Here is a 20,185-nt window from a genome sequence, read left to right as displayed (position 1 = left end):
GGTGCGGCCCGCCGGGGCCCGGTACGCGGCCGGGCCCCGCCTCCGGTCACGCGCCGGGTGTACGCGGCCGGGCCACCACCCGGGCCGTCAGGTGTACGCCGGCCACGGCCACCGGCAGGAACGCCAGGCCGGCCGCCGCCGTGCGGGCGCCGCCCATCGGGATGCCCGCCGCGCGCAGACGGCGCAGCGCCCACAGCGAGTACGGGATGACGACGGTCGGGGAGGTGGCCGCCCCCGGGGTGTAGCCGCCGTACGCCGCCGACTGCGCCATGTGCACCACCCCGTGGAGCCCGAATCCGGCCAGGGCCGTACGGAAGAAGGCGCTTCGGCCGCCCGTGCGCGCCCCGTCCGCCGCGGCGGCCGCGACGACCACGCCCATGAGCCCGATGGCCGTGTTCACCTCGCGCTGCGAGAGGTCCGCCCGCTCCCACACCCGGTCGGACAGCCACGGCAGGCGCTTCTCGAGCCCCGGCCGCGCGGTGCGCAGCCAGCCCGCCATGGTGGCGATCTCCTCCAGGTCGTTGGCCGCCCAGGCGGCCAGCAGTCCCCACGTCACCGCTCCGGGAACCCCGGAGGCCCTGCCGCTCTTCATGAGCACCCCTCTGCGTGTCGTGCGCCGGCAGTCGGCCGCAGCATATAGTGCAACACAACGTTGCGTTGCTTTTTTGTCTGGAGCCGCCATGCCCGCCCCTCTCCCGCAGCCCCGCCCCGGCAAGGGCCCCCGCGCCGCCGAGGCGATCTTCGACGCCACCCTTCGACTGCTCGCCGAGCGCGGCTACGCGGGGCTCACCGTCGAGGCCGTCGCCCAGGAGGCCGGGGTCAACAGGACGACCATCTACCGCTGGTGGCCGTCGAAGGCGCCGCTGCTGCGCGCGGCGCTGCTCCGGGCGCGCGTCCTGGACATCGACATCCCCGACACCGGTTCTCTGCGCGGGGACCTGATCGCCCTCGCGGAGCAGGTGACCGAGGTGGTCACCGGTGTACGGACCCGGGCGATCGTGCGGGCCCTGGCCTCGGGGACGGGCCTCCCCGACGACGAACTCGCCGCGCTGTCCCGGGACTTCTTCGCCGACCGGCTCTCCCGCGAGCAGCCGGTGTTCACCCGGGCCGCCGCGCGCGGCGAACTGCCGCCGGGGGCCGACCCGATGCTGCTGCTCGACCTGATCGCCGGAGCCGTGTGGGCACGGGCACTCCTCAGGAACGAGCCCGTGCCGCCCGGTTTCGCGGCTGCAGTCGTCGACGCCGTACTGCCCGCCGGACGGGGCGGCTGAGCCCTCGTCGGCGCCGTGGGCCGGGCCCCCTCAGCCCCCGGTCAGCTCCAGGAGCGCACCCACCGGGTCGGTGTCCGGCGCGGCGCGGGGCCACCACTCGTCCTCGCCCGGGTCCGACTCGTAGCCGTACCAGCGGCCGTCGCGGCCGAAGCGGAGCTGGAGGGCGCCACCGGGGTGGGTGAGGTGGTTGCGCCAGGGCTGGAAGCGGGGGAAGCCGGCCGCCGCGAGGGCCGGGCGGGCACGGTCGAACGGGCCCGCCGGGGGGTCCCACGGCGTCTCCAGGACCGCCAGTCCCTCGGCCTCGCCCTGCCGCCAGGCAGCCACGGCCCGGGCCAGGTCCGTGGTGTTGCGGCCGGTGGCGGAGGCCAGCTCCCGGTAGAGGGCGCGGGTGGTGGCGGTGAGCCCGGCGGTGGGTCCGGCCGCCGCGAGACGGACGGCGTCCTGCCAGGTGGTGAGCCCGGCGAGCGGGTCTCGGCCGGTGGTCAGCAGTGCGTGGGCGCGGGCCGCCGCGTCCGTGGCGAGCTGGTCCAGGGCCAGTGGGTCCCGGGCCCCGGGCAGGGCGGGGTAGACGGGCGGGTGGCCCGGCTGCGGCTCCACGGGGAAGGGGGCGGGCAGCGGCGGCAGGAAGCGGGCGGCCAGCGCCTCCCGGGCCGGCACGGACGGGGTGTCGGGGGCGGGGGGCCGCTCCCGGGCGGAGTGCGCGGCGTTGCGCCGGGCCAGCTCCTCCAGGAGTTCGCGCTCGCCCCGGCCGCGCAGCAGGAGCAGGACGAACGGGTCGGTGTCCAGCAGGAGGGCCATCTGGTAGCTGAGGGCGGCGACGTGCTTGCAGGGCCGGCCGCGGTCGGGGCAGGTGCAGGCGGGGTCGAGGTCGCCCGGGGCGGGCAGCAGGGTCATGCCGGCGGCGGTCGCGGTGTCGGCCAGGGAGTGCGGCACCTCCCTGGCGAGCAGTGCGGCGAGGTGCCCGGGGCGGGCGGCGACCGCGTCCAGCAGGGTCTCCCAGTCGGGATCGGCGAACGTACGCAGCCGCAGCTCGGCGCGGTACGGGCGGGGGCGGCTGCCGTGCACGTAGGCGACGACGTGCCCCGGCGTGACGGTGATCGCGGCGACGTGCCCGCCGTCCGCGTACTCCCGCCCCCGGGCGAGGCGCGGGTCGTCCATCGACAGGGCCTCCAACGCCGCCACCCAGGCCCGGCCCCACCAGCTCTCCGCGAACGGCTCCCCCTCGCCGGACGTACGCGCCGGCACGGCCTCGAAGGTGCGCCGCAGGTCGTCGGGGCCGGGGCGGGGACGGGCGCCGGGGCGGGCGTCCCGGCCGGGGCCGGGGCGGCCGGAAGCGGCCGGTCCGGCGACGGAGGGCCTGGCGGCGGGCGATCCGGCGGCGCCGGACCGGGCGGTGTCCGGGCGGCGGCGGGGTGCGGGGGTCATGACGGCCTCCGGAGGGAGACGAGGTCGGCCAGGTCGCGGTCGCTCAGCTCGGTGAGCGCGCTCTCGCCACTGCCGAGGACGGCGTCGGCCAGTGCCCGCTTGGCGAGCAGCATCTCGCCGATGCGGTCCTCCACCGTGCCCTCGGCGATCAGGCGGTGCACCTGGACGGGCTGGGTCTGGCCGATGCGGTAGGCCCGGTCCGTGGCCTGCTCCTCGACGGCCGGGTTCCACCAGCGGTCGTAGTGGATGACATGCGCGGCCCGGGTGAGGTTGAGGCCGGTGCCCGCCGCTTTGAGGGAGAGCAGGAAGACGGGGACCTCGCCGGACTGGAAGCGGTCGACCATCCTCTCCCGCTCGGGCACCGGGGTGCCGCCGTGCAGGAGCTGGGAGGGGATGGCGCGCGCGGTCAGGTGGGCGGACAGCAGCCGGGCCATCGTCACGTACTGGGTGAAGACGAGGACGGAGCCGTCCTCGGCGAGGATCGTGTCGAGGAGTTCGTCGAGGAGGGCGAGCTTCCCCGAGCGTCCGGTGAGGCGGGCCGCGTCCTCCTTCAGATACTGCGCGGGGTGGTTGCAGATCTGCTTGAGCGAGGCGAGCAGCTTCATGATCAGGCCGCGCCGCGTGATGCCCTCGGACGCCTCGATGTACGCCATGGTCTCGCGCACGGTGGCCTCGTACAGCGTGGCCTGCTCGCGGGTGAGGAAGACGGGGTGGTCGGTCTCCGTCTTGGGCGGCAGCTCGGGTGCGATGCCGGGGTCCGACTTCTTGCGGCGCAGCAGGAACGGCCGGACCAGCCGGGACAGCCGCTCCACCGCCTCGTCGTTGCCGAGGCCCGCCGCCGTGCCGGTGCTCTCCACGATCCGGGCGTGGCGGGCCCGGAACGCCTTGAGGGGGCCGAGCAGGCCGGGCGTCGTCCAGTCGAGAAGCGCCCACAGCTCGGAGAGGTTGTTCTCCACGGGGGTGCCGGTGAGGGCGACCCGCGCCGGGGAGGGGATGGTCCGCAGCGCCTTCGCGGTGGAGGAGTGGGGGTTCTTGACGTGCTGCGCCTCGTCGGCGACGACCAGCCCCCAGCGGTGGGCGGCCAGTTCGGCCGCGCTGGAGCGCATCGTGCCGTACGTGGTGAGGACGAAGCCGGCGTCGGCCCCGGCGAGGGTGCGGCCGGTTCCGTGGAATCTGCGCACGGGGACGCCGGGGGCGAAGCGGTTGATCTCGCGGTGCCAGTTGCCCAGCAGGGAGGCGGGGCAGATCACCAGCGTGGGGGCGGGGTGGGCGCGGTGCAGGTGGAGGGCGATCAGGGTGATCGTCTTGCCGAGGCCCATGTCGTCGGCGAGGCAGCCGCCGAGACCGAGCGAGGTCATCCGGTCCAGCCAGGCCAGCCCGCGCAGCTGGTAGTCGCGGAGCGTGGCGTGGAGTCCGGGCGGCGGGGCGGGCACGGCGTCGTCGGTGAGCAGGCGCGTACGCAGCTCCGCCAGCGCGCCGGCCGGCACCGCCTCGACCTGTTCGCCGTCCACGTCGGCGCTGCCGGTCAGGGCGACGGCCAGGGCGTCCACCGGGCCGAGCAGGCCCAGCTCCCGCTTGCGTGCCTTGCGGACGAGCGCGGGGTCGACGACGACCCATCGGTCACGCAGCCGCACCACGGGGCGGTGGGCTTCGGCGAGCACGTCCATCTCGGCCTCGGTGAGCTGCTCGTCGCCGAGCGAGAGCTGCCAGTCGAAGGCGAAGAGCTGTGCGGCGTCGAAGAACGCGGTGCCGTCCGTGGCCGTGCCGGGGGCGGGCCTGACCACGGCTGCCGCGGTGAGGGAACGGGCCAGCTCCCTGGGCCAGTGGACGCTCACCCCGGCGGCGGCCAGCCGGGCCCCTGCGTCGCCCAGCAGCTCGTACAGCTCGTCCTCGCCGACGGCCAGGACGTCGGGGACCGGCTGGTCCAGCAGCCGGTCGAGCGGGGCCCAGACGCGGGCGGCGCGGCGCAGGGCGAGCGCGGTGTCGATCCGGGCCCGCGGGCCGAAGGGCTCGCCCGCCTCACCGGCCCACAGTGCGGCGGCGTCGACGACATGGGTGGGGTCGGCGAGGCTGTGCACCTGGGTGACCGCCGCCGCGGCGTGCCGCGCGGGGGCGGGCGCCGCTTCGGGGTCGGCCGTCCCCTCGTCGGGGCCTGCCGTGTCGAAGAGTTCGTACGCCGAGAGGTCCAGGCGCAGTGACACCCGGACCCCGGCGTCGAGCCCCGAGGCGACCTCCACGGCCCACTCCCGCGCTCCGGGCAGGTGCTGGGGCTCGGCCGCCGCGAACGGGGCGCCCATCGCGAAGGCCGCGGCGGGAGTCCGAGGCAGGGTGTCGGCGACCGCGTCGAGGAAGGAGCCGATCAGTGCCTCGGGGTCGGGCAGCCGGAGCGGATTCCGGTCGGGCAGCGGGACGGCGTGCCCCTCCCAGGGCAGGGCGGCGGCCACCGCCCGCAGGTGTGCGACGTCCCCGGCATCGCGGGGCCCGGCCCGCCAGGCGTCGTGGTCGTCGGCCGTCAGCCCGGGGAGCATGCGGCCACCGGCCACCAGGTGCAGCGCGTGCAGGGCGGCGGCGCCCCAGCAGCGGGTGGCGGGGTGGGCGGAGCGCAGGTGCCGGGCGCGGGCGAGCAGGGGCAGGGCCTCGGCGACGGGGAGCAGGAGCGCGGGCACGGGCCGGGAGCGCACCTCGCCCTCGGCGCCGTACGGCCGGACCACCGTGATCTCCTCGCTCCGGGCGCCGCCGCCGACGGCCTCGGGGAGCGGGGCGTCGAGCGGGTCCCAGAAGGCGAAACGCCCCAGGCGTGGCGGCGTACCGGGCAGGAAGACGGCGGCGCAGCGCAGCAGTCGGCTGTCGTCCGCGTCCTGCGGCGGCGGTGCGGTGCTCACCGGCCCCTCCCCTCCCGTCACGCGCGGCCCGGTGGCCGCGTCCTGGTGTTCCGTGCCTGGTCAGCACGGTCTCGTCCGTACGATCCCTCTGCTCGGCGAGTCTAGGCGGGAGGTCTGACAACGGATTCGGGCAAGGGACCGGCCGCCGCCGTTCCCGCAGCTCGTACGGGGTGGGCGACGGCCGGAGAGTGACCACGCGGCGGGGTCAGTGCCGGGCGTACGGCTCCGAGGGCGCGGCGGGCCGCGAGGCGACGGGGCCGGGCGGCTCGGAACCGCCGGGGCCCGGGGAACCCGCTGCGTCACCGGCGGCGTGCGGCCCCGTCCCCGGCGCGGCGGGGTCCGGTGGCCGGGCGCCCTCAGGCGCGGGCCGTCCCACCGGCGGCCCCTGCTGCGCGCGTTCCAGGAAGCGCAGCAGTTCCACCGGGAACGGCAGCACCAGCGTGGAGTTCTTCTCGGCCGCGACCGCCACCACGGTCTGGAGCAGTCGCAGCTGGAGCGCCGCGGGCTGGGCGGACATCTCCGACGCCGCCTCGGCCAGCTTCTTGGACGCCTGGAGCTCCGCGTCCGCGTTGATGACGCGGGCGCGCCGCTCACGGTCGGCCTCGGCCTGCCGGGCCATGGAGCGCTTCATGGTCTCCGGCAGCGAGACGTCCTTGATCTCGACCCGGTCGATCTGGACGCCCCAGCCGACCGCCGGGCTGTCGATCATCAGCTCCAGGCCCTGGTTCAGCTTCTCCCGGTTGGACAGGAGGTCGTCCAGATCGCTCTTGCCGATGATCGAACGCAGCGACGTCTGCGCCATCTGCGAGACCGCGAAGCGGTAGTCCTCGACCTCGACGACCGCGCTCGCCGGGTCCACCACCTTGAAGTAGATGACGGCGTCCACCCGGACCGTGACGTTGTCCCGGGTGATGCCGTCCTGGGCCGGCACGGGCATGGTGACGATCTGCATGTTGACCTTGCGCAACCGGTCTACGCCGGGCAGCACCATCGTGAACCCCGGCCTGCGCACCTCGTCGCGGAGCCGGCCGAGTCTGAGGACCACACCCCGCTCGTACTGCCTGACGACCCTGGCGGCCGCCATCAGGTACAGGGCGCCGACGAGCACCGCCGCGACGACCGCGATCAAGAGGTCCTGGACCATGACGGCCCCCTGCCAGCCGGAAGAGCCCGGCTCTCGGCCTCGCACCTCTTCGTGCGCTATTACCACGTTATGCCCGGTTCCGCTCCGGGGCGAACCCCTACGCGTACGCCCGGTGTCGCCGCGCTCCCCCGCCCGGCCGCTTCCCGGATGCCGGGGCTCCGGGAAGCGGGCAGGGTGGCCAGCACCGGCACGTATCAAGGTCCGTGCAGTGACGAGACAGACGAGGACCCGCCCATGTCCGTGATCGACCGCCGACGCCGCCGGCTCGGCATCACCGCCCAGGCCGTGCTCCTGGCCCTCACCGTCGCAGGCTGTTCGGGCCTCGGCCGGACCGCGGTCGGCCCTGTCGTCTACAGGACCGAGCGTGACGTGGTGATCGAGGTGAACAGCCCCTCGGTCAAGGGCTGCCACCGGCTCGCGCCCGCCGGCGCCAAGGCGGTGACGAACGAGACGCTGGTCGACATCGTCCTGTACCGGACACGGAACTGCACCGGACCGGGCACGACGTACCTCGCGACCACCTTCTCCGACGTCAACGCGCCGAACGCGCGTCCCTGGCGCAGCTTCAGCACCATCCACTGACCGCCGGGGCGGCCGCTACACGGGCACGGCCCGCACCCAGACGCCGTCGTCCGTGAGGCAGCGGTCCACCTTCAGCCCGGCCGCCCCCAGGTGGCCTTCGAACGCCTCCTTCGACAGCGGCCGGGACCGGAAGGTCTGTGTCCACCGGGCGTCGGGGAACTCGTACTCCGCGTGCACCGAGCGCACCCCGTCGCCGACCGGCTCCGAGGAGACGATGCGCACCGTGTAGCCGGCGGGGTGAACGCGCTCGCGCGGGAGCGCGTCGTGGGCGCCCGCCCCCTCGCGCTGGATGAGCACCACACCCCCGTCGCGCACGTACCGTCTGCAGGTCCGCAGCAGCCCGTCACGCACCCGGCGGTCGCCCGCGTGCACGAGGAGCGACGCGAGCATGACGACGTCGAAGGTCTCGTCGCCGAGGTCCAGCGACTCGATGGGGGCGCACACCGTCCGCGCGCCGCGCACCCGCTCCAGCATCTGCGGCGACTCGTCCACCGCCGTCATCCGGAAGCCGCGCTCGATCAGCGGATGCGTCACCCGGCCCACCCCGCAGCCCAGTTCCAGGATGTGCGCACCGGCGGGGACGGCCGCCTCGATCACGTCCGGTTCGTCGCCCACGGCCAGCCGCGTGTACAACTCGACCGCGCAGCCGTCGGGAGTGATCGCGCCCGGCCCCGTCCCGGAGTAGCCCTCTCGTACTCGTTGTCCGCTCATACCCGCCGAACGACCGTACGTTCGCAGCCGTTCCCACCCCCTCGCACCGAACGGCGCACGACCAGGGCCGCGCTCAGGTGCGGGAGGCCGGCGGGGAGGGAAAGGCCGGGGGCGGTCGGTGCGCCCGGTGAAGCCCTCCCGGTCCTCGCCGGTCAGCAGCGCGGCCATCAGCGTGTGCCGGCCACGCGCTCCTGGCTGTCCAGGAGCCGGCGGGCCTCCGGCCGGGCGCCGCTCGCCGCCGAGGTCAGCTGCTGCGCGAGCCGACCGGGCCGCGCCCGCGGGGCGGCCGTCGTCTCCCCACCACCGTGCCGCATCTGTCCGGTCGCGGGTCCATGCTGGTAGGTGAGGCGATGCCATGCGTACCGGCAATGAACCGACGACCGCCCGCAGTCCGCTGCGGATGCGGCTCTGGCTGAGTCTGTGGGGCCTGGCCTGGGCCGTCTTCGGGGTGACGGCCTTCGCCGTGAACGGCCGCACCGGCTGGGCCGCCGTCTGCGGGGTGCTGCTCGTGCTGGTCCTGGTGGACCTGTGCGTGGTGGTGCACCGGCTGCGCCAGGGCGCGCACTACCAGCCGGGCCGCTCCATACCGCCGTACGAACCCGACCACGGCCCCCGCGGTGGCAAGGGCCCTCCGCCGGGCACGCCTTAGTGGCGGGGCAGCCGGGGTTCGCCCTGCCGCGGCCTCAGCAGCCGGGGGCTGCCCGGAAGGAGCGGCGCCGGGTGCTTCCCCGAGTTCTCGGCTCCGCTCGAACAGGGGAGACCCCACTCCGAGTTCTCGGCTCCGCTCGACCAGGGAAGACCCACTTCCGGCGGACCGGCCGGAAGCCCTCGTACGGGACGCACCCGGGCTTTCGACTACGGGACCGCACCCGGGTCCGGCCGGGTACGGCGAGAGCGCGCGCAGGGCGGCGCGACGGGGCGAACCCCGTTTGCCGCGGCGCTAGTTGTCGAAGCGGGCAGCCCGCAGGTACTCCGGCTTGGGGTCGAGCGCCGCCGCCAGCCTGAAGTGGCGCGTGGCGCGCTCGGGATGGCCGGAGCGCTCGAAGGTGCGGGCGAGGGCGAAGTGCGCGAAGGCGTTGTCCGGCTCCCGCTCAAGCACCAGCTCGAATTCCAGCTCGGCCGGGCGCAGCTGGGCCGCCGCGAAGAAGGCGCGGGCGCGCAGCAGCCGGGCGGCGGTGTTCTCGGGGTGGGCGGCGATCACCGAGTCGAGCAGCCGCACGGCACCCCGGGGATCACGCGCGGCGAGCAACTGCTCGGCCGCGCGGAAGTCGATGACGTCGGTTTCCGGGTTCCTCTCGGGCACGGTCGCATCCTTCCCTGGTCCGTCGCGGGGTGAACGCGGGGGCGGCCGCGGGTATTCCGGTACGGCCCCGGCCCGCCTCGGCCGCCGGCGTTCCCGTACGTCCCCGGCTCAGCCCGCCTCGGCCGCCCGCCGCTCCAGCTCCGCCCAGACCGTACGGACCCGGGCCTCCAGTTCCTCGACCGGTCCGTCATTGTCGATGACCAGGTCGGCGACGGCGCGCCGCTGTTCACGGGTGGCCTGGGCGGCCATGCGGGCGCGGGCGTCCTCCTCGGTCATGCCGCGCAGCCGGACGAGCCGGTCGAGCTGGGTCTCGGGGGCGGCGTCGACCACGACGACCAGGTCGTAGAGGGGGGCGAGGCCGTTCTCGGTGAGGAGGGGGACGTCGTGGACGACCACGGAGTCGGGGCCGGCGGCCTTCTCCAGTTCGGCGGAGCGGGCACGGACCAGGGGGTGGACGATCGCGTTGAGCGCGGCGAGGCGGTCCGGGTCGGCGAAGACGATCGCGCCGAGGGCGGGCCGGTCCAGGGTGCCGTCCGGGGCCAGGATGCCGGTGCCGAACTCCTCGACGACGGCGGCGAGACCGGGTGTGCCGGGCTCGACGACCTCGCGGGCGATGCGGTCCGAGTCGACGAGGACGGCACCGTGGCCGACGAGCAGCCGGGACACTTCGCTCTTGCCGGCTCCGATGCCACCGGTCAGGCCCACTTTCAGCATGCCCGGCAGCCTAATGCCCGCTGCCCGTGGCCCCAGGAGCGGGGCCGCGGGCAGCGGGCACAGCACGGGCGGTCAGATGTCGCCCTCGCGCTCGGCGAGGAACTTCTCGAATTCGAGGCCGATCTCGTCGGCGGACGGCAGATCCGCCGGTTCGGCGACCAGGTTGCCCCGGGTCTCGGCGCCCGCGACCGCGTCGTACTGGTGCTCAAGGCCCTCGACCAGCGAGACCAGTTCCTCGTCACCCTGGCCGATCTGGCGGTCGATCTCCGTCTGGGTGCGGTGTGCCTCGGTGCGCAGGGCGTGCGCGACCGCTGGCAGGACCAGGCCGGTCGCGGCCGTGATCGCCTCCAGCGCGGTGAGCGCCGCGTCGGGATAGGCGGAGCGGGCGACGTAGTGCGGCACATGGGCGGCGACGCCCAGCACGTCGTGGCCCGCCTCCATCAGCCGGTACTCGACGAGCGCCTCGGCGGAGCCGGGGACCTGCGCCTCGTCGAAGGGGCTGCGGTGGCCGGGCATCAGGTCGGTGCGGTTGCCGTGCGGGGTGACGCCGACGGGGCGGGTGTGCGGGACGCCCATCGGGATGCCGTGGAAATTGACCGCGAGGCGGACGCCGAGCCGCTCGACGATCTCCTCGACGGCGGCGGCGAACCGCTCCCACTCCACGTCGGGCTCCGGTCCGGACAGCAGCAGGAACGGCGCGCCCGTGGCGTCCTGGACGACGCGGACGTCCAGGGTCGGGGTCTCGTACGCCGACCAGCGGTCGCGCTTGAAGGTCAGCAGCGGGCGGCGGGCGCGGTAGTCGATCAGGCGGTCGTGGTCGAAGCGGGCCACGACCTGGTGCGGCAGCGATTCGAGCAGGCCGTCGACGATCTGCTCACCCGTCTCACCCGCGTCGATGTATCCCTCGAAGTGGTAGAGCATGACCAGGCCGGCCGACTCCTGGGCGAGCGCCATGTCGACGACAGCCAGGCCCTTCGGCTCCCATTCGTACAAACTCTGCGGATCAGGCACGGTTACCGCTCCTCCTTGTGTTCCTGGAGAAGAACGCTCAGGGGGGCATGGTCATTCCCCGCCCACGCCCCCCTTCGTACGGTGTTTACCCAAGAACCCGCTCGTGCAGTGCCATGACGGCCTTGCGCGCCGAGGTGAACGCGCCGTGCTGCCAGGCGTCGGCGTAGCTCAGGTGGTCACCCGCGAAGTAGACGTGCCCCGCGGCCCGGTTGAGGGGCGCGAACAGCGGGGCGTCCGGGCCGCCCGCCAGGGAGTGCCAGGAAGCCTCCAGGTACGGGGTCTGACGCCAGTGGTGGGAGAACGACGCGGCGAGTTCCGTCCGGTACTTCTCGCCGTGGATCTTCACGCCCTGCGCGACCGCGCGTGCCTCCCGCTCGGCCGGGGTGAGCGCGGCGTAGGCGTCCGCGTGGGAGCCGGTGTTGTAGTAGCCGATGATCGTCCCGCGACGGCCCTGGTGGCCGTAGGACGGATACCAGATGTGGGCGAGGTCCATGTCCGTCTCGGTGATGCCGCCGTAGATCTGGTGGTCGCTCTCCCACCAGCGGCTGCGGTATTCGAGTCCGATCTTCCCGGCCGACGAGGGCTTGCACGCCTCCAGGGCTGTCTGGACGGCGGGGCCCAGGTTGTGCGGGGTCTTGGCCAGGATGTTGGGCGGCAGGGCGGCGACGCAGTAGTCCGCCTCGATGCGGCGGGTGCGGCCGGACTGGGTGTACGTGACGGTGACACCGTGGGAGGTGTCGGTGATCTCCGTGACGGCGGCCCCGGTCCGGATGCGCCGTTCGCCGATGGCCCGGGTGAGGGCAGCGGGTATCCGGTCCATGCCGCCGACCGGCTGGAACATCAGCATGGCCTGGTCGTACTCGAACTCGAAGGCGAAGTAACGTCCGACGCCGCTGGCGAAGACCTCGGAGGCGGAGGGGACGGGGCCGAGCAGTTCACCCGGGGTGCCGACGGCGGCCGGGTCGACCCGGTAGCCCCGGCGGGGGCTGCCGGTGTAGTCGAGCGTGTCGCCGATGTCCCCGAAGTCCTTGAGGAATTCGAGCAGCCGCTCCTGGTCGTCGGCGGTGATCTGCCGGTCGAGCGCGCCCTTGTCGGTGGCCTTGGAGAGCAGCTCCGCGACATAGCCGTACACGTCGGCCTTGGCGGTGCGGTAGCGCACCGGCGCCTTCATGCCCGCCTTCTCGTTGAAGATGTAGGCGTTGGCGTTCACGTTGGTGAAGACCTCGATGGGTACGCCGAGCTCGCGGCAGTAGTCGAGGGTGACCATCCACTGCGGTATCCGGCCGGGCCCGGCGTTCATGTACTGCCCGTCGGAGAAGTGGGCGGTCTGCTTCACGCCGTGGATGTCGGTGGTGGAGTCCCCGCCGCGCACGGTGAAGTTGCGGCCGCCGGTGCGGCCCCGGGCCTCCAGGACCGTACAGTCGTAGCCCGCCTTGCCCAGTTCGTAGGCGGTGGCGAGGCCGGCGATGCCGCCGCCGACGACGACCACCTTGGCGGCGGCCCTGCCCTTGAGGTGGAAGTCACCCTTGCTCGGAGCGCGGTAAGCGGGTTCGCGCCCTGCGGCCTGTGCGGTGGGGGCGAGCCCGAGCGCCCCCATGGTGGCGAACATGGCCCCGGCCCCGCCGGCGAGTCCGACGTTGTGCAGGAAGGTGCGGCGGCTCGTGCCCGGTGTCGCGGGCGGCTGGTGCGAAGCGTGCGTCATGTCCCGGCTCCCCTTCTGATCTTGAGGTTGCCGGGATCCTGGCAAGCGTGTGTTACGGGACGTCAGCTATTCGTGTATCCCGCACGTTTCTCTGTGTTCACGTCGGCAAAAACGCGTGAGGCCCGCCCCCCGAAGGGGACGGGCCTCACGGTCACTCACCTACCGCAGCCGATGACCGGCCGGAAGGACAGAGCCTCAGCTCTGGCCGCCCGCCAGCTTCTCGCGGAGCGCGGCCAGGGCCTCGTCCGACGCCAGGGCGCCGGAGTTGTCCGAGGACTCCGAGGAGTAGGAGCCGCCGCTGCCGCCCGAGGCGGCCGGGGCGTTGCCGGCGGGGGCGGCAGCGCCCTCGGCGGCAGCGGCCTCGTCGGCCTCGCGGGACTTGATGACCTGGGCCTGGTGCTGCTCGAAGCGCTGCTGCGCCTCGGCGTACTGGGTCTCCCAGATCTCGCGCTGAGCCTCGAAGCCCTCGAGCCAGTCGTTGGTCTCGGGGTCGAAGCCCTCGGGGTAGATGTAGTTGCCCTGGTCGTCGTAGGACGCGGCCATGCCGTACAGGGTCGGGTCGAACTCGACCGAGGCCGGGTCGCCGCCGAAGGCCTCGTTGGCCTGCTTCAGCGAGAGGCTGATGCGACGGCGCTCGAGGTCGATGTCGATGACCTTGACGAAGATCTCGTCGTTGACCTGGACGACCTGCTCCGGGATCTCCACGTGGCGCTCGGCCAGCTCGGAGATGTGGACCAGGCCCTCGATGCCCTCGTCGACGCGGACGAACGCACCGAACGGAACGAGCTTGGTGACCTTACCGGGGACGACCTGCCCGATCTGGTGCGTACGGGCGAACTGCTGCCACGGGTCTTCCTGCGTCGCCTTGAGCGACAGGGACACGCGCTCGCGGTCCATGTCCACGTCGAGAACCTCGACGGTGACCTCCTGGCCGACCTCGACAACCTCGGAGGGGTGGTCGATGTGCTTCCAGGAGAGCTCGGAGACGTGCACCAGACCGTCGACGCCGCCCAGGTCCACGAAGGCACCGAAGTTGACGATCGAGGAGACGACGCCGGAGCGGACCTGACCCTTCTGGAGGGTGGTGAGGAACGTCTGGCGGACCTCGGACTGGGTCTGCTCGAGCCAGGCACGGCGGGACAGGACCACGTTGTTGCGGTTCTTGTCCAGCTCGATGATCTTGGCCTCGAGCTCCTTGCCCACGTACGGCTGGAGGTCGCGGACACGACGCATCTCGACGAGCGACGCCGGCAGGAAGCCACGGAGGCCGATGTCGAGGATGAGACCACCCTTGACGACCTCGATGACGGTACCGGTGACGATCCCGTCCTCTTCCTTGATCTTCTCGATGGTGCCCCAGGCACGCTCGTACTGAGCGCGCTTCTTCGAGAGGATCAGGCGGCCTTCCTTGTCCTCCTTCTGGAGAACCAGGGCCTCGATCTCGTCACCGACCTTGACGACCTCGTTCGGGTCGACGTCGTGCTTGATCGAGAGCTCGCGGCTCGGGATGACGCCTTCGGTCTTGTAACCGATGTCGAGGAGAACCTCGTCCCGGTCAACCTTGACGATGACACCGTCAACGATGTCGCCGTCGTTGAAGTACTTGATCGTCTCGTCGATCGCCGCGAGGAACGCGTCCGCGTCGCCGATGTCGTTGACCGCAACCTGCGGAGTGGTGGCGGTGGTCTCGGTGCTGCTCGTCATGTGGGAAAGGGCTCCGGTACGGACAGTGAGTCGTAGGTACTGCTACGCCGAAAGCCCGTATCGCCTCTGCAGAAGACCGGACAGCCCGGGAAGCGCCCCTCCCGTGAGCGGGAGGCGCCTCGTGAACCGAGGGGACATGCAACAGATGCGAGCGCGGCCTGCTAGGTCTGAGGAGCGCAGGCTCGCAGCGCAACTTGTAGCATACGGGGGCAGCAGGGCACGGTCAATGCGCGAAGGCGGACACCACGGGCAAAAGCCCCCATGTCCGGCACAACTCGGGTTCACCGAGGCCAGATCGTGTCCGAGGACACCGGGACACACGGGTGCCGCGCTGCACGGGTCCCTTGGTACGTACCGCGTACGACGGGGTGAAGGCAAACTACAACGACGGACACGATGAGCCAAGAGATGTACGCCGCCGAACCGGAGGCGACACGCCGCAGCGCCGGGACCGCCGAGAGCAGCCGGGCCAGCCGGGGCTGGTGGGACCGCAACGCCGACGAGTACCAGAGCGACCACGGGACCTTCCTCGGCGACGACCGCTTCGTCTGGGGCCCGGAGGGCCTGGACGAGGCGGAGGCCGGACTGCTGGGCCCCGCCGCCGCGCTGAAGGGGCTCGACGTCCTGGAGATCGGCGCCGGCGCGGCACAGTGCTCGCGCTGGCTGGCCGCCCAGGGCGCCCGCCCCGTCGCCCTGGACCTCTCCCACCGCCAGCTCCAGCACGCCCTGCGCATCGGCGACGACGTCCCGCTGGTCGAGGCCGACGCCGGGCGGCTCCCGTTCCGCGACGCCTCCTTCGACCTGGCCTGCTCCGCCTACGGCGCCGTGCCCTTCGTCGCCGACCCGGTCCAGGTCTTCCGCGAGGTCCACCGGGTGCTGCGCCCCGGCGGCCGCTGGGTCTTCTCCGTGACGCACCCCGTCCGCTGGGCCTTCCCGGACGAGCCGGGCCCCGAGGGCCTGTCGGTCGCCGCCTCCTACTTCGACCGCACGCCCTACGTCGAGCAGGACGAGCGCGGCGACGCGGTGTACGTGGAGCACCACCGCACGCTGGGCGACCGGGTGCGGGACGTGGTCGCGGGCGGCTTCCGGCTGGTGGACCTGGTCGAGCCGGAGTGGCCCGCCTGGAACGACCAGGAGTGGGGCGGCTGGTCCCCGCTGCGCGGCAATCTGATCCCGGGCACCGCGATCTTCGTCTGCGTACGCGGCTGAGGCCGACCGGCCCGGGACGCCCGTACGCCGGCCCGGGGCACCGGCCGGTGCGGGGCGCGGGGGCCGGCCGTACGAGACTGGGGGCGTGATCCGCACCGACGCCCTCGACCGGCTGCCCGTCCGCACCGCCGTGCCCGCGCTGCGGCAGGCGCTCGACGACCGCGGGGTCGCGGTGCTGTGCGCACCCCCCGGCACCGGCAAGACCACCCTCGTCCCGCTCGTCCTGGCCGGTCTGACCGGGGACGGGCCGGCGCGCCGGGTCGTCGTCGCCGAACCCCGCCGGATCGCCGCCCGCGCGGCGGCCCGGCGCATGGCCTGGCTGCTCGGCGAGCGGACCGGCGGACGCGTCGGGTTCACCGTGCGCGGCGAGCGGGCGGTGGGCCCGGACACCGTGGTGGAGGTCGTCACCACCGGGGTGCTGCTCCAGCGGCTGCAGCGCGACCAGGAGCTGGCCGGGGTGGACGCGGTGATCATCGACGAGTGCCACGAGCGTCATCTCGACGCGGACACGGTGGCCGCGTTCCTGCTGGACGTGCGCGAGGCGATCCGCCCCGACCTGCGCCTGGTGGCGGCGTCCGCGACCACGGACGCGGAGAGCTGGGCGCGGCTGCTCGGCGACGCCCCGGTGGTCGAGGCGCAGGGCGTGTCGCACCCGGTGGAGGTGGTGTGGGCGCCGCCGCCCGGGCCGGTGCGGCCGCCGCACGGGATGAGGGTCGACCCCGCGCTGCTGAGCCATGTCGCCTCCGTGGTGCGGCGGGCGCTCGCCGAGCGGGACGGTGACGTGCTGTGCTTCCTGCCCGGCGTCGGCGAGATCGGCCGGGTGGCCGGGCAGCTGGCGGGCGTGGCGGCCGAAGTGCTCCAGGTGCACGGGCGGGCCCCGGCGGCCGTTCAGGACGCGGTGCTGGCCGGATCGGCCGAGGGGCGGCGGGTCGTCCTGGCGACCTCGGTGGCCGAGTCGTCGCTGACGGTCCCCGGCGTGCGGACCGTCGTCGACTCCGGGCTGGCCCGGGAGCCACGCACCGATCACGCCCGGGGGCTGAGCGCGCTGACGACCGTACGGGCCTCGCAGGCGGCGGGCCGCCAGCGCGCGGGCCGGGCGGGGCGCGAGGCCCCGGGGACGGTCTACCGGTGCTGGGACCGGGCGGAGGACGGTCGGCTCGCCCGGTTCCCCTCGCCGGAGATCAGGGTGGCCGATCTGTCGGCGTTCGCCCTCCAGGCGGCCTGCTGGGGCGATCCGGACGCCTCGGGGCTCGCGCTGCTCGACGCGCCGCCGGAGGGGGCGATGGCCGCCGCGCGCGAGGTCCTGGCCGCGGTCGGCGCCGTGGACCCGGACGGCCGGGTCACCGAGCGGGGCGTGCGGATGTCCCGGCTCGGGCTGCACCCGCGGCTGGCCAGGGCGCTGCTGGACGGGGCGGCCGAGGTCGGCGGGCGCCGGGCGGCCGAGGTGGTGGCGCTGCTGAGCGAGGAACCGCCGCGCGCGTACGGGGACGATCTGGCGGCCGCGCTGCGCACCGCGCGCCGGGGTCAGGACGCCTACGCGGGCCGCTGGCGCCAGGAGGTACGGCGCCTGTCGTCCTCGTCGAAGGGTGAAGGCGGCGGCCGGGCGGTCACGGACGACACGGCGGTGGGCCTGGTGGCGGCCCTGGCGTTCCCGGAGCGGGTGGCGCGGGCGCGGGGCGGCGGGGCGTTCCTGATGGCGTCGGGCACCGGCGCGGAGCCGGGTGACGGCTCCGGGCTGCGCGGCGCTTCCTGGCTGGCCGTCGCGGTCGCGGACCGGCCGGCGCACGCGGCGTCCGCCCGGGTGCGCCTCGCGGCCGTCATCGACGAGGACATCGCGCGCCTGGCGGCCGGGCCCCTGCGGTTCGCGGGCGAGGAGGTCCGCTGGGACGGCCGGGACGTGGTGGCCCGGCGGGTGGAGCGGCTGGGGGCGGTCGAGCTGGCGGCGCGCCCGCTGAAACAGCCCGATCCGACGCTGGTCCGCGACGCGCTGGTGGAGGGGCTGCGGCGGGAGGGGCCCGGCCTGCTGCGCTGGACCCGGGACGCGGGGCAGCTGCGGGAGCGGCTGGCCTTCCTGCACCGGGTGCTGGGTGAGCCCTGGCCGGATGTGTCGGACGGGGCGCTGCTCTCGGACCCCGGGGCCTGGCTGGAGCCCGAGCTGTCGCGGGCGAGGCGCCGCTCCGACCTGGCCGCGATCGACGCGGGGCAGGCGCTGCGCAGGCTGCTGCCGTGGGCCACGGGCGAGGCGGGGCGGCTGGACGAGCTGGCGCCGGAGCGGATCGAGGTGCCGAGCGGTTCGCGGATCAGGGTGGAGTACGGCGGGGACCAGCCGGTGCTGGCGGTGAAGCTCCAGGAGCTGTTCGGCCTCCAGGAGACCCCGAGGGTGGCCGGTGTGCCGGTCCTGGTGCACCTGCTCTCCCCCGCCGGCCGGCCCGCGGCGGTGACGGCGGACCTGGCCTCGTTCTGGCGCGAGGGCTACAAGGCGGTGCGGGCGGAGCTGCGCGGCCGCTATCCGAAGCACCCGTGGCCCGAGGACCCGGCGACGGTGGAGGCGACCCGGTACACGAAGGCACGGCTGAAACGGGATTGAGCACGGGACAGCCCCTTCGCCGGCGAGCGGCGAAGGGGCTGTCCCGTGGCGTGCTCCGCGTCAGGAGGCGGCGGCGGCCGGGCGCTCCTCGACGGTCAGCTCGATGACGACCGTGGCGCCGCCCTCGGTGGTGAGGCGCAGCTTGTACGTACCGGCCGGGCCGTCGGCGTAGAACTTCGGGAGCGTGAGGCTGCCGTCGGCCGCCGTGGTGAGCACGATGCTGCGGACGGGGTCGCCGTCGTCGTTCGTGCAGTACGGGCCCTTGTCGTTCTCGGCCGGTTCGACGCCGTCGGTGATCATGGTGGCGGTGACGGCGACGCGGCCGGCGGCCTCGCCCTTGTAGGTGGCGGCGACCGTGATGTCGTCGAACGTCCCGCCGGCGACGGCGGTCAGCTTCTCGGTGCCGGTCCTGGCGATGGCGTCGGCCCGGCGGGCGGTGACGGTCGCCTTGAAGGTGGCGGCGGTCGCCGAGGTGCCGTCGGCGCTCGCACGGACGGTGAACTCGCCGGCCTTCTCGCCCGCGGCGAGCACCGGGGCGGTGACGGTGCCGTCCGTCCCGGTCCGGAGGGTGACGGCCTTGAAGCCACCGGCGAACCTGGCGTCGGTGTCACCGGTGATGGTGAAGGTCACGGACGTCCTGGCGACCGCACCGCCGAGACCGTTGCGCGCCCGCACCTTGATCCGCTCGGCGAAGGCGTCGCCGGCCATGGCGGTCAGCGGGCCGGTGCCGGCGTTCTGCACCGCGGTCACGGTCTGGGACGGGGAGGGGGCCGGTGCCGGGGTGTGCGTCGGGGGCTCGCCCGGCCTCGAGGGCTCGGCGCTCGGCTCGGACGGGGTCGGGGGCTTCGTCGAACCGCCCGGCTTCGGGGTCTTCGACGACGAGGGCGTCGGGGACGGCGACGTCGACGTCGACGACGAGGGCGTCGACGACGGACCGCCGCTGGGACGGCCGGGGCCCGGGTCCCGGCTGGTCGAGCCGGACGGCAGGACGCCGGTGCCGTCGGGAACCTCGTGCGTGCCGCGGTTGTAGTACGTGAACCACGAGCGGACCGTACGCAGATACACGGCGGAGTGGTTGTAGCTCAGGACCGCCCGGTCCAGGTCCGCGGCGAGCGACAGGTCACGGGAGCCGGCGCAGAGGTAGCGCCCGGCCGCGAGCGCGGCGTCGTAGACGTTGTTGGGGTCCTTGCGGCCGTCACCGTTGCCGTCCTGGCCCCAGGTCGCCCAGGTGGACGGGATGAACTGCATCGGACCGACCGCCCGGTCGTGCGTCCGGTCCCCGTCGTAGGCACCGTCGTCGGTGTCCTTGATCAGGGCGAAGCCGTTGCCGTCGAGGGCGGGACCGAGGATCGGGGAGAGCGTGGTGCCCTGCGCGTCGACCCGGCCGCCGCGCGCCTGCCCGGACTCCACCTTGCCGATCGCGGCGAGCAGCTGCCACGGCAGCCGGCAGGCCGCGTCCGTGCCCGCGATGCTCCGCTCGGCCTTCTTGTACGCCGCCAGGACGGAGGCGGGTATGCCCGACTCGGCACTGCCGGTCACCGGAAGATTGACGGAACCGCCGGGCTTGTCCGGCGTGTTCAGCGGCGGCAGGTCCGTGTAGTACGGCGAGTCGCCGGAGACGCCGCCGCCCTGGTCGGCGGGGGTCGTCGCACCGGCGGACGAGTGGTCGCCGTCCGCCGCGACCAGCGGGGACCCCGGGGCCTGCGAGGCGGAGAGTGCCGCCACCGCGACGGCGGCCACGGCGGTGGTGGCCGCCCCTCTGTACAGTCGGCGACCGAATTGCGCTGCCATGACGTGTGGGCCCTCCCCGTCGTCGCTCTCGGCGCTCCCCTGCGCCTGGACTCAGGCGACCCTACGGCAACTCTTCCCGCCCGCACACAGCGGCCAGGACGGTTCTTACCGCTTTCTCACTTTCCTGAACACAAGTCGTCCACCCGCGG

General features: G+C 74.1%; 17 protein-coding genes. 5 read left to right on the top strand and 12 right to left on the bottom strand.

All coding sequences use genetic code 11. The annotated features are described in order from the left end of the window. Positions 1 to 46: 46 nt before the first annotated feature. Entirely contained in the window at positions 47 to 592 is a 546-nt protein-coding gene (locus tag ABZ564_RS12820) for an HXXEE domain-containing protein (RefSeq protein WP_360854110.1), read from the bottom strand. Between the two features lie 88 nt (positions 593 to 680). Between ABZ564_RS12820 and ABZ564_RS12815 the strand changes: the two genes are divergently transcribed. Further along, positions 681 to 1,271 carry a TetR/AcrR family transcriptional regulator gene (locus tag ABZ564_RS12815; RefSeq protein WP_360854107.1) on the top strand — a complete coding sequence of 197 codons (591 nt, stop codon included), beginning with the start codon at positions 681 to 683 and terminating at the stop codon, positions 1,269 to 1,271. Between the two features lie 30 nt (positions 1,272 to 1,301). On the opposite strand, the gene ABZ564_RS12810 is transcribed toward ABZ564_RS12815, so the two are convergent. From ABZ564_RS12810 to ABZ564_RS12800, 3 genes are all read right to left on the bottom strand, one after another. Beyond that, complete coding sequence (locus ABZ564_RS12810; protein ID WP_360854104.1) at positions 1,302 to 2,696, bottom strand: SWIM zinc finger family protein; 1,395 nt, start codon at positions 2,694 to 2,696, stop codon at positions 1,302 to 1,304. Then, positions 2,693 to 5,578: a DEAD/DEAH box helicase gene (locus tag ABZ564_RS12805; protein ID WP_360854101.1), complete on the bottom strand. Its 2,886-nt coding sequence runs from the start codon at positions 5,576 to 5,578 to the stop codon at positions 2,693 to 2,695. The genes ABZ564_RS12810 and ABZ564_RS12805 overlap by 4 nt, the downstream gene beginning before the upstream one ends. Positions 5,579 to 5,783: 205 nt before the next feature. Further along, positions 5,784 to 6,722 carry a slipin family protein gene (locus tag ABZ564_RS12800; protein WP_360854098.1) on the bottom strand — a complete coding sequence of 313 codons (939 nt, stop codon included), beginning with the start codon at positions 6,720 to 6,722 and terminating at the stop codon, positions 5,784 to 5,786. Between the two features lie 234 nt (positions 6,723 to 6,956). Between ABZ564_RS12800 and ABZ564_RS12795 the strand changes: the two genes are divergently transcribed. Continuing rightward, a complete protein-coding gene (locus ABZ564_RS12795) occupies positions 6,957 to 7,304 on the top strand; it encodes a hypothetical protein (protein WP_360854095.1) in 348 nt (115 codons plus the stop codon). Positions 7,305 to 7,319: 15 nt separating this feature from the next. Here the strand turns inward: ABZ564_RS12795 and ABZ564_RS12790 are convergent, their stop codons facing one another. Together ABZ564_RS12790 and ABZ564_RS12785 are read right to left on the bottom strand one after the other, a co-directional pair. Next, positions 7,320 to 8,015, bottom strand: coding sequence for a class I SAM-dependent methyltransferase (locus ABZ564_RS12790; RefSeq protein WP_360854092.1), 696 nt, complete (start codon positions 8,013 to 8,015; stop codon positions 7,320 to 7,322). A 167-nt stretch (positions 8,016 to 8,182) separates the two neighbouring features. Beyond that, positions 8,183 to 8,329 (bottom strand): hypothetical protein, encoded by a 147-nt coding sequence (locus ABZ564_RS12785; protein ID WP_360854089.1) that lies wholly within the window; start codon positions 8,327 to 8,329, stop codon positions 8,183 to 8,185. A gap of 41 nt (positions 8,330 to 8,370) precedes the next feature. Here ABZ564_RS12785 and ABZ564_RS12780 point away from each other — a divergent pair, with 41 nt between their 5' ends. Beyond that, on the top strand, positions 8,371 to 8,664 hold the full coding sequence (locus tag ABZ564_RS12780; RefSeq protein WP_360854086.1) for a DUF6343 family protein: 294 nt from the start codon (positions 8,371 to 8,373) through the stop codon (positions 8,662 to 8,664). Positions 8,665 to 8,955: 291 nt separating this feature from the next. Here ABZ564_RS12780 and ABZ564_RS12775 read toward each other — a convergent pair whose 3' ends face one another. The 5 genes from ABZ564_RS12775 to rpsA all read right to left on the bottom strand — a co-directional run bounded on the left by ABZ564_RS12775 (position 8,956) and on the right by rpsA (position 14,449). Then, positions 8,956 to 9,318, bottom strand: a complete 363-nt coding sequence (locus ABZ564_RS12775) for a tetratricopeptide repeat protein (RefSeq protein ID WP_360854083.1) — start codon at positions 9,316 to 9,318, stop codon at positions 8,956 to 8,958. 108 nt (positions 9,319 to 9,426) lie between these two features. Continuing rightward, on the bottom strand, positions 9,427 to 10,032 hold the full coding sequence (gene coaE / locus ABZ564_RS12770; protein ID WP_360854080.1) for a dephospho-CoA kinase: 606 nt from the start codon (positions 10,030 to 10,032) through the stop codon (positions 9,427 to 9,429). A gap of 72 nt (positions 10,033 to 10,104) precedes the next feature. Then, complete coding sequence (locus ABZ564_RS12765; protein WP_360854077.1) at positions 10,105 to 11,043, bottom strand: PAC2 family protein; 939 nt, start codon at positions 11,041 to 11,043, stop codon at positions 10,105 to 10,107. A gap of 85 nt (positions 11,044 to 11,128) precedes the next feature. Further along, entirely contained in the window at positions 11,129 to 12,652 is a 1,524-nt protein-coding gene (locus ABZ564_RS12760) for an FAD-dependent oxidoreductase (protein ID WP_360854223.1), read from the bottom strand. 288 nt (positions 12,653 to 12,940) lie between these two features. Further along, entirely contained in the window at positions 12,941 to 14,449 is a 1,509-nt protein-coding gene (gene rpsA, locus ABZ564_RS12755; RefSeq protein ID WP_073968288.1) for a 30S ribosomal protein S1, read from the bottom strand. A gap of 396 nt (positions 14,450 to 14,845) precedes the next feature. Between rpsA and ABZ564_RS12750 the strand changes: the two genes are divergently transcribed. Beyond that, entirely contained in the window at positions 14,846 to 15,658 is an 813-nt protein-coding gene (locus tag ABZ564_RS12750) for a class I SAM-dependent methyltransferase (RefSeq protein WP_360854073.1), read from the top strand. 85 nt (positions 15,659 to 15,743) lie between these two features. Beyond that, positions 15,744 to 18,245, top strand: coding sequence for an ATP-dependent helicase HrpB (hrpB, locus tag ABZ564_RS12745; protein WP_360854069.1), 2,502 nt, complete (start codon positions 15,744 to 15,746; stop codon positions 18,243 to 18,245). 60 nt (positions 18,246 to 18,305) lie between these two features. On the opposite strand, the gene ABZ564_RS12740 is transcribed toward hrpB, so the two are convergent. Further along, positions 18,306 to 20,036, bottom strand: coding sequence for a lytic transglycosylase domain-containing protein (locus ABZ564_RS12740; RefSeq protein WP_360854065.1), 1,731 nt, complete (start codon positions 20,034 to 20,036; stop codon positions 18,306 to 18,308). Positions 20,037 to 20,185: the final 149 nt, after the last annotated feature.

This window comes from Streptomyces sp. NPDC019224 (assembly GCF_040632605.1).
Taxonomy (GTDB): Bacteria; Actinomycetota; Actinomycetes; order Streptomycetales; family Streptomycetaceae; genus Streptomyces.
This window is presented reverse-complemented; position numbering and strand designations above follow the sequence as displayed.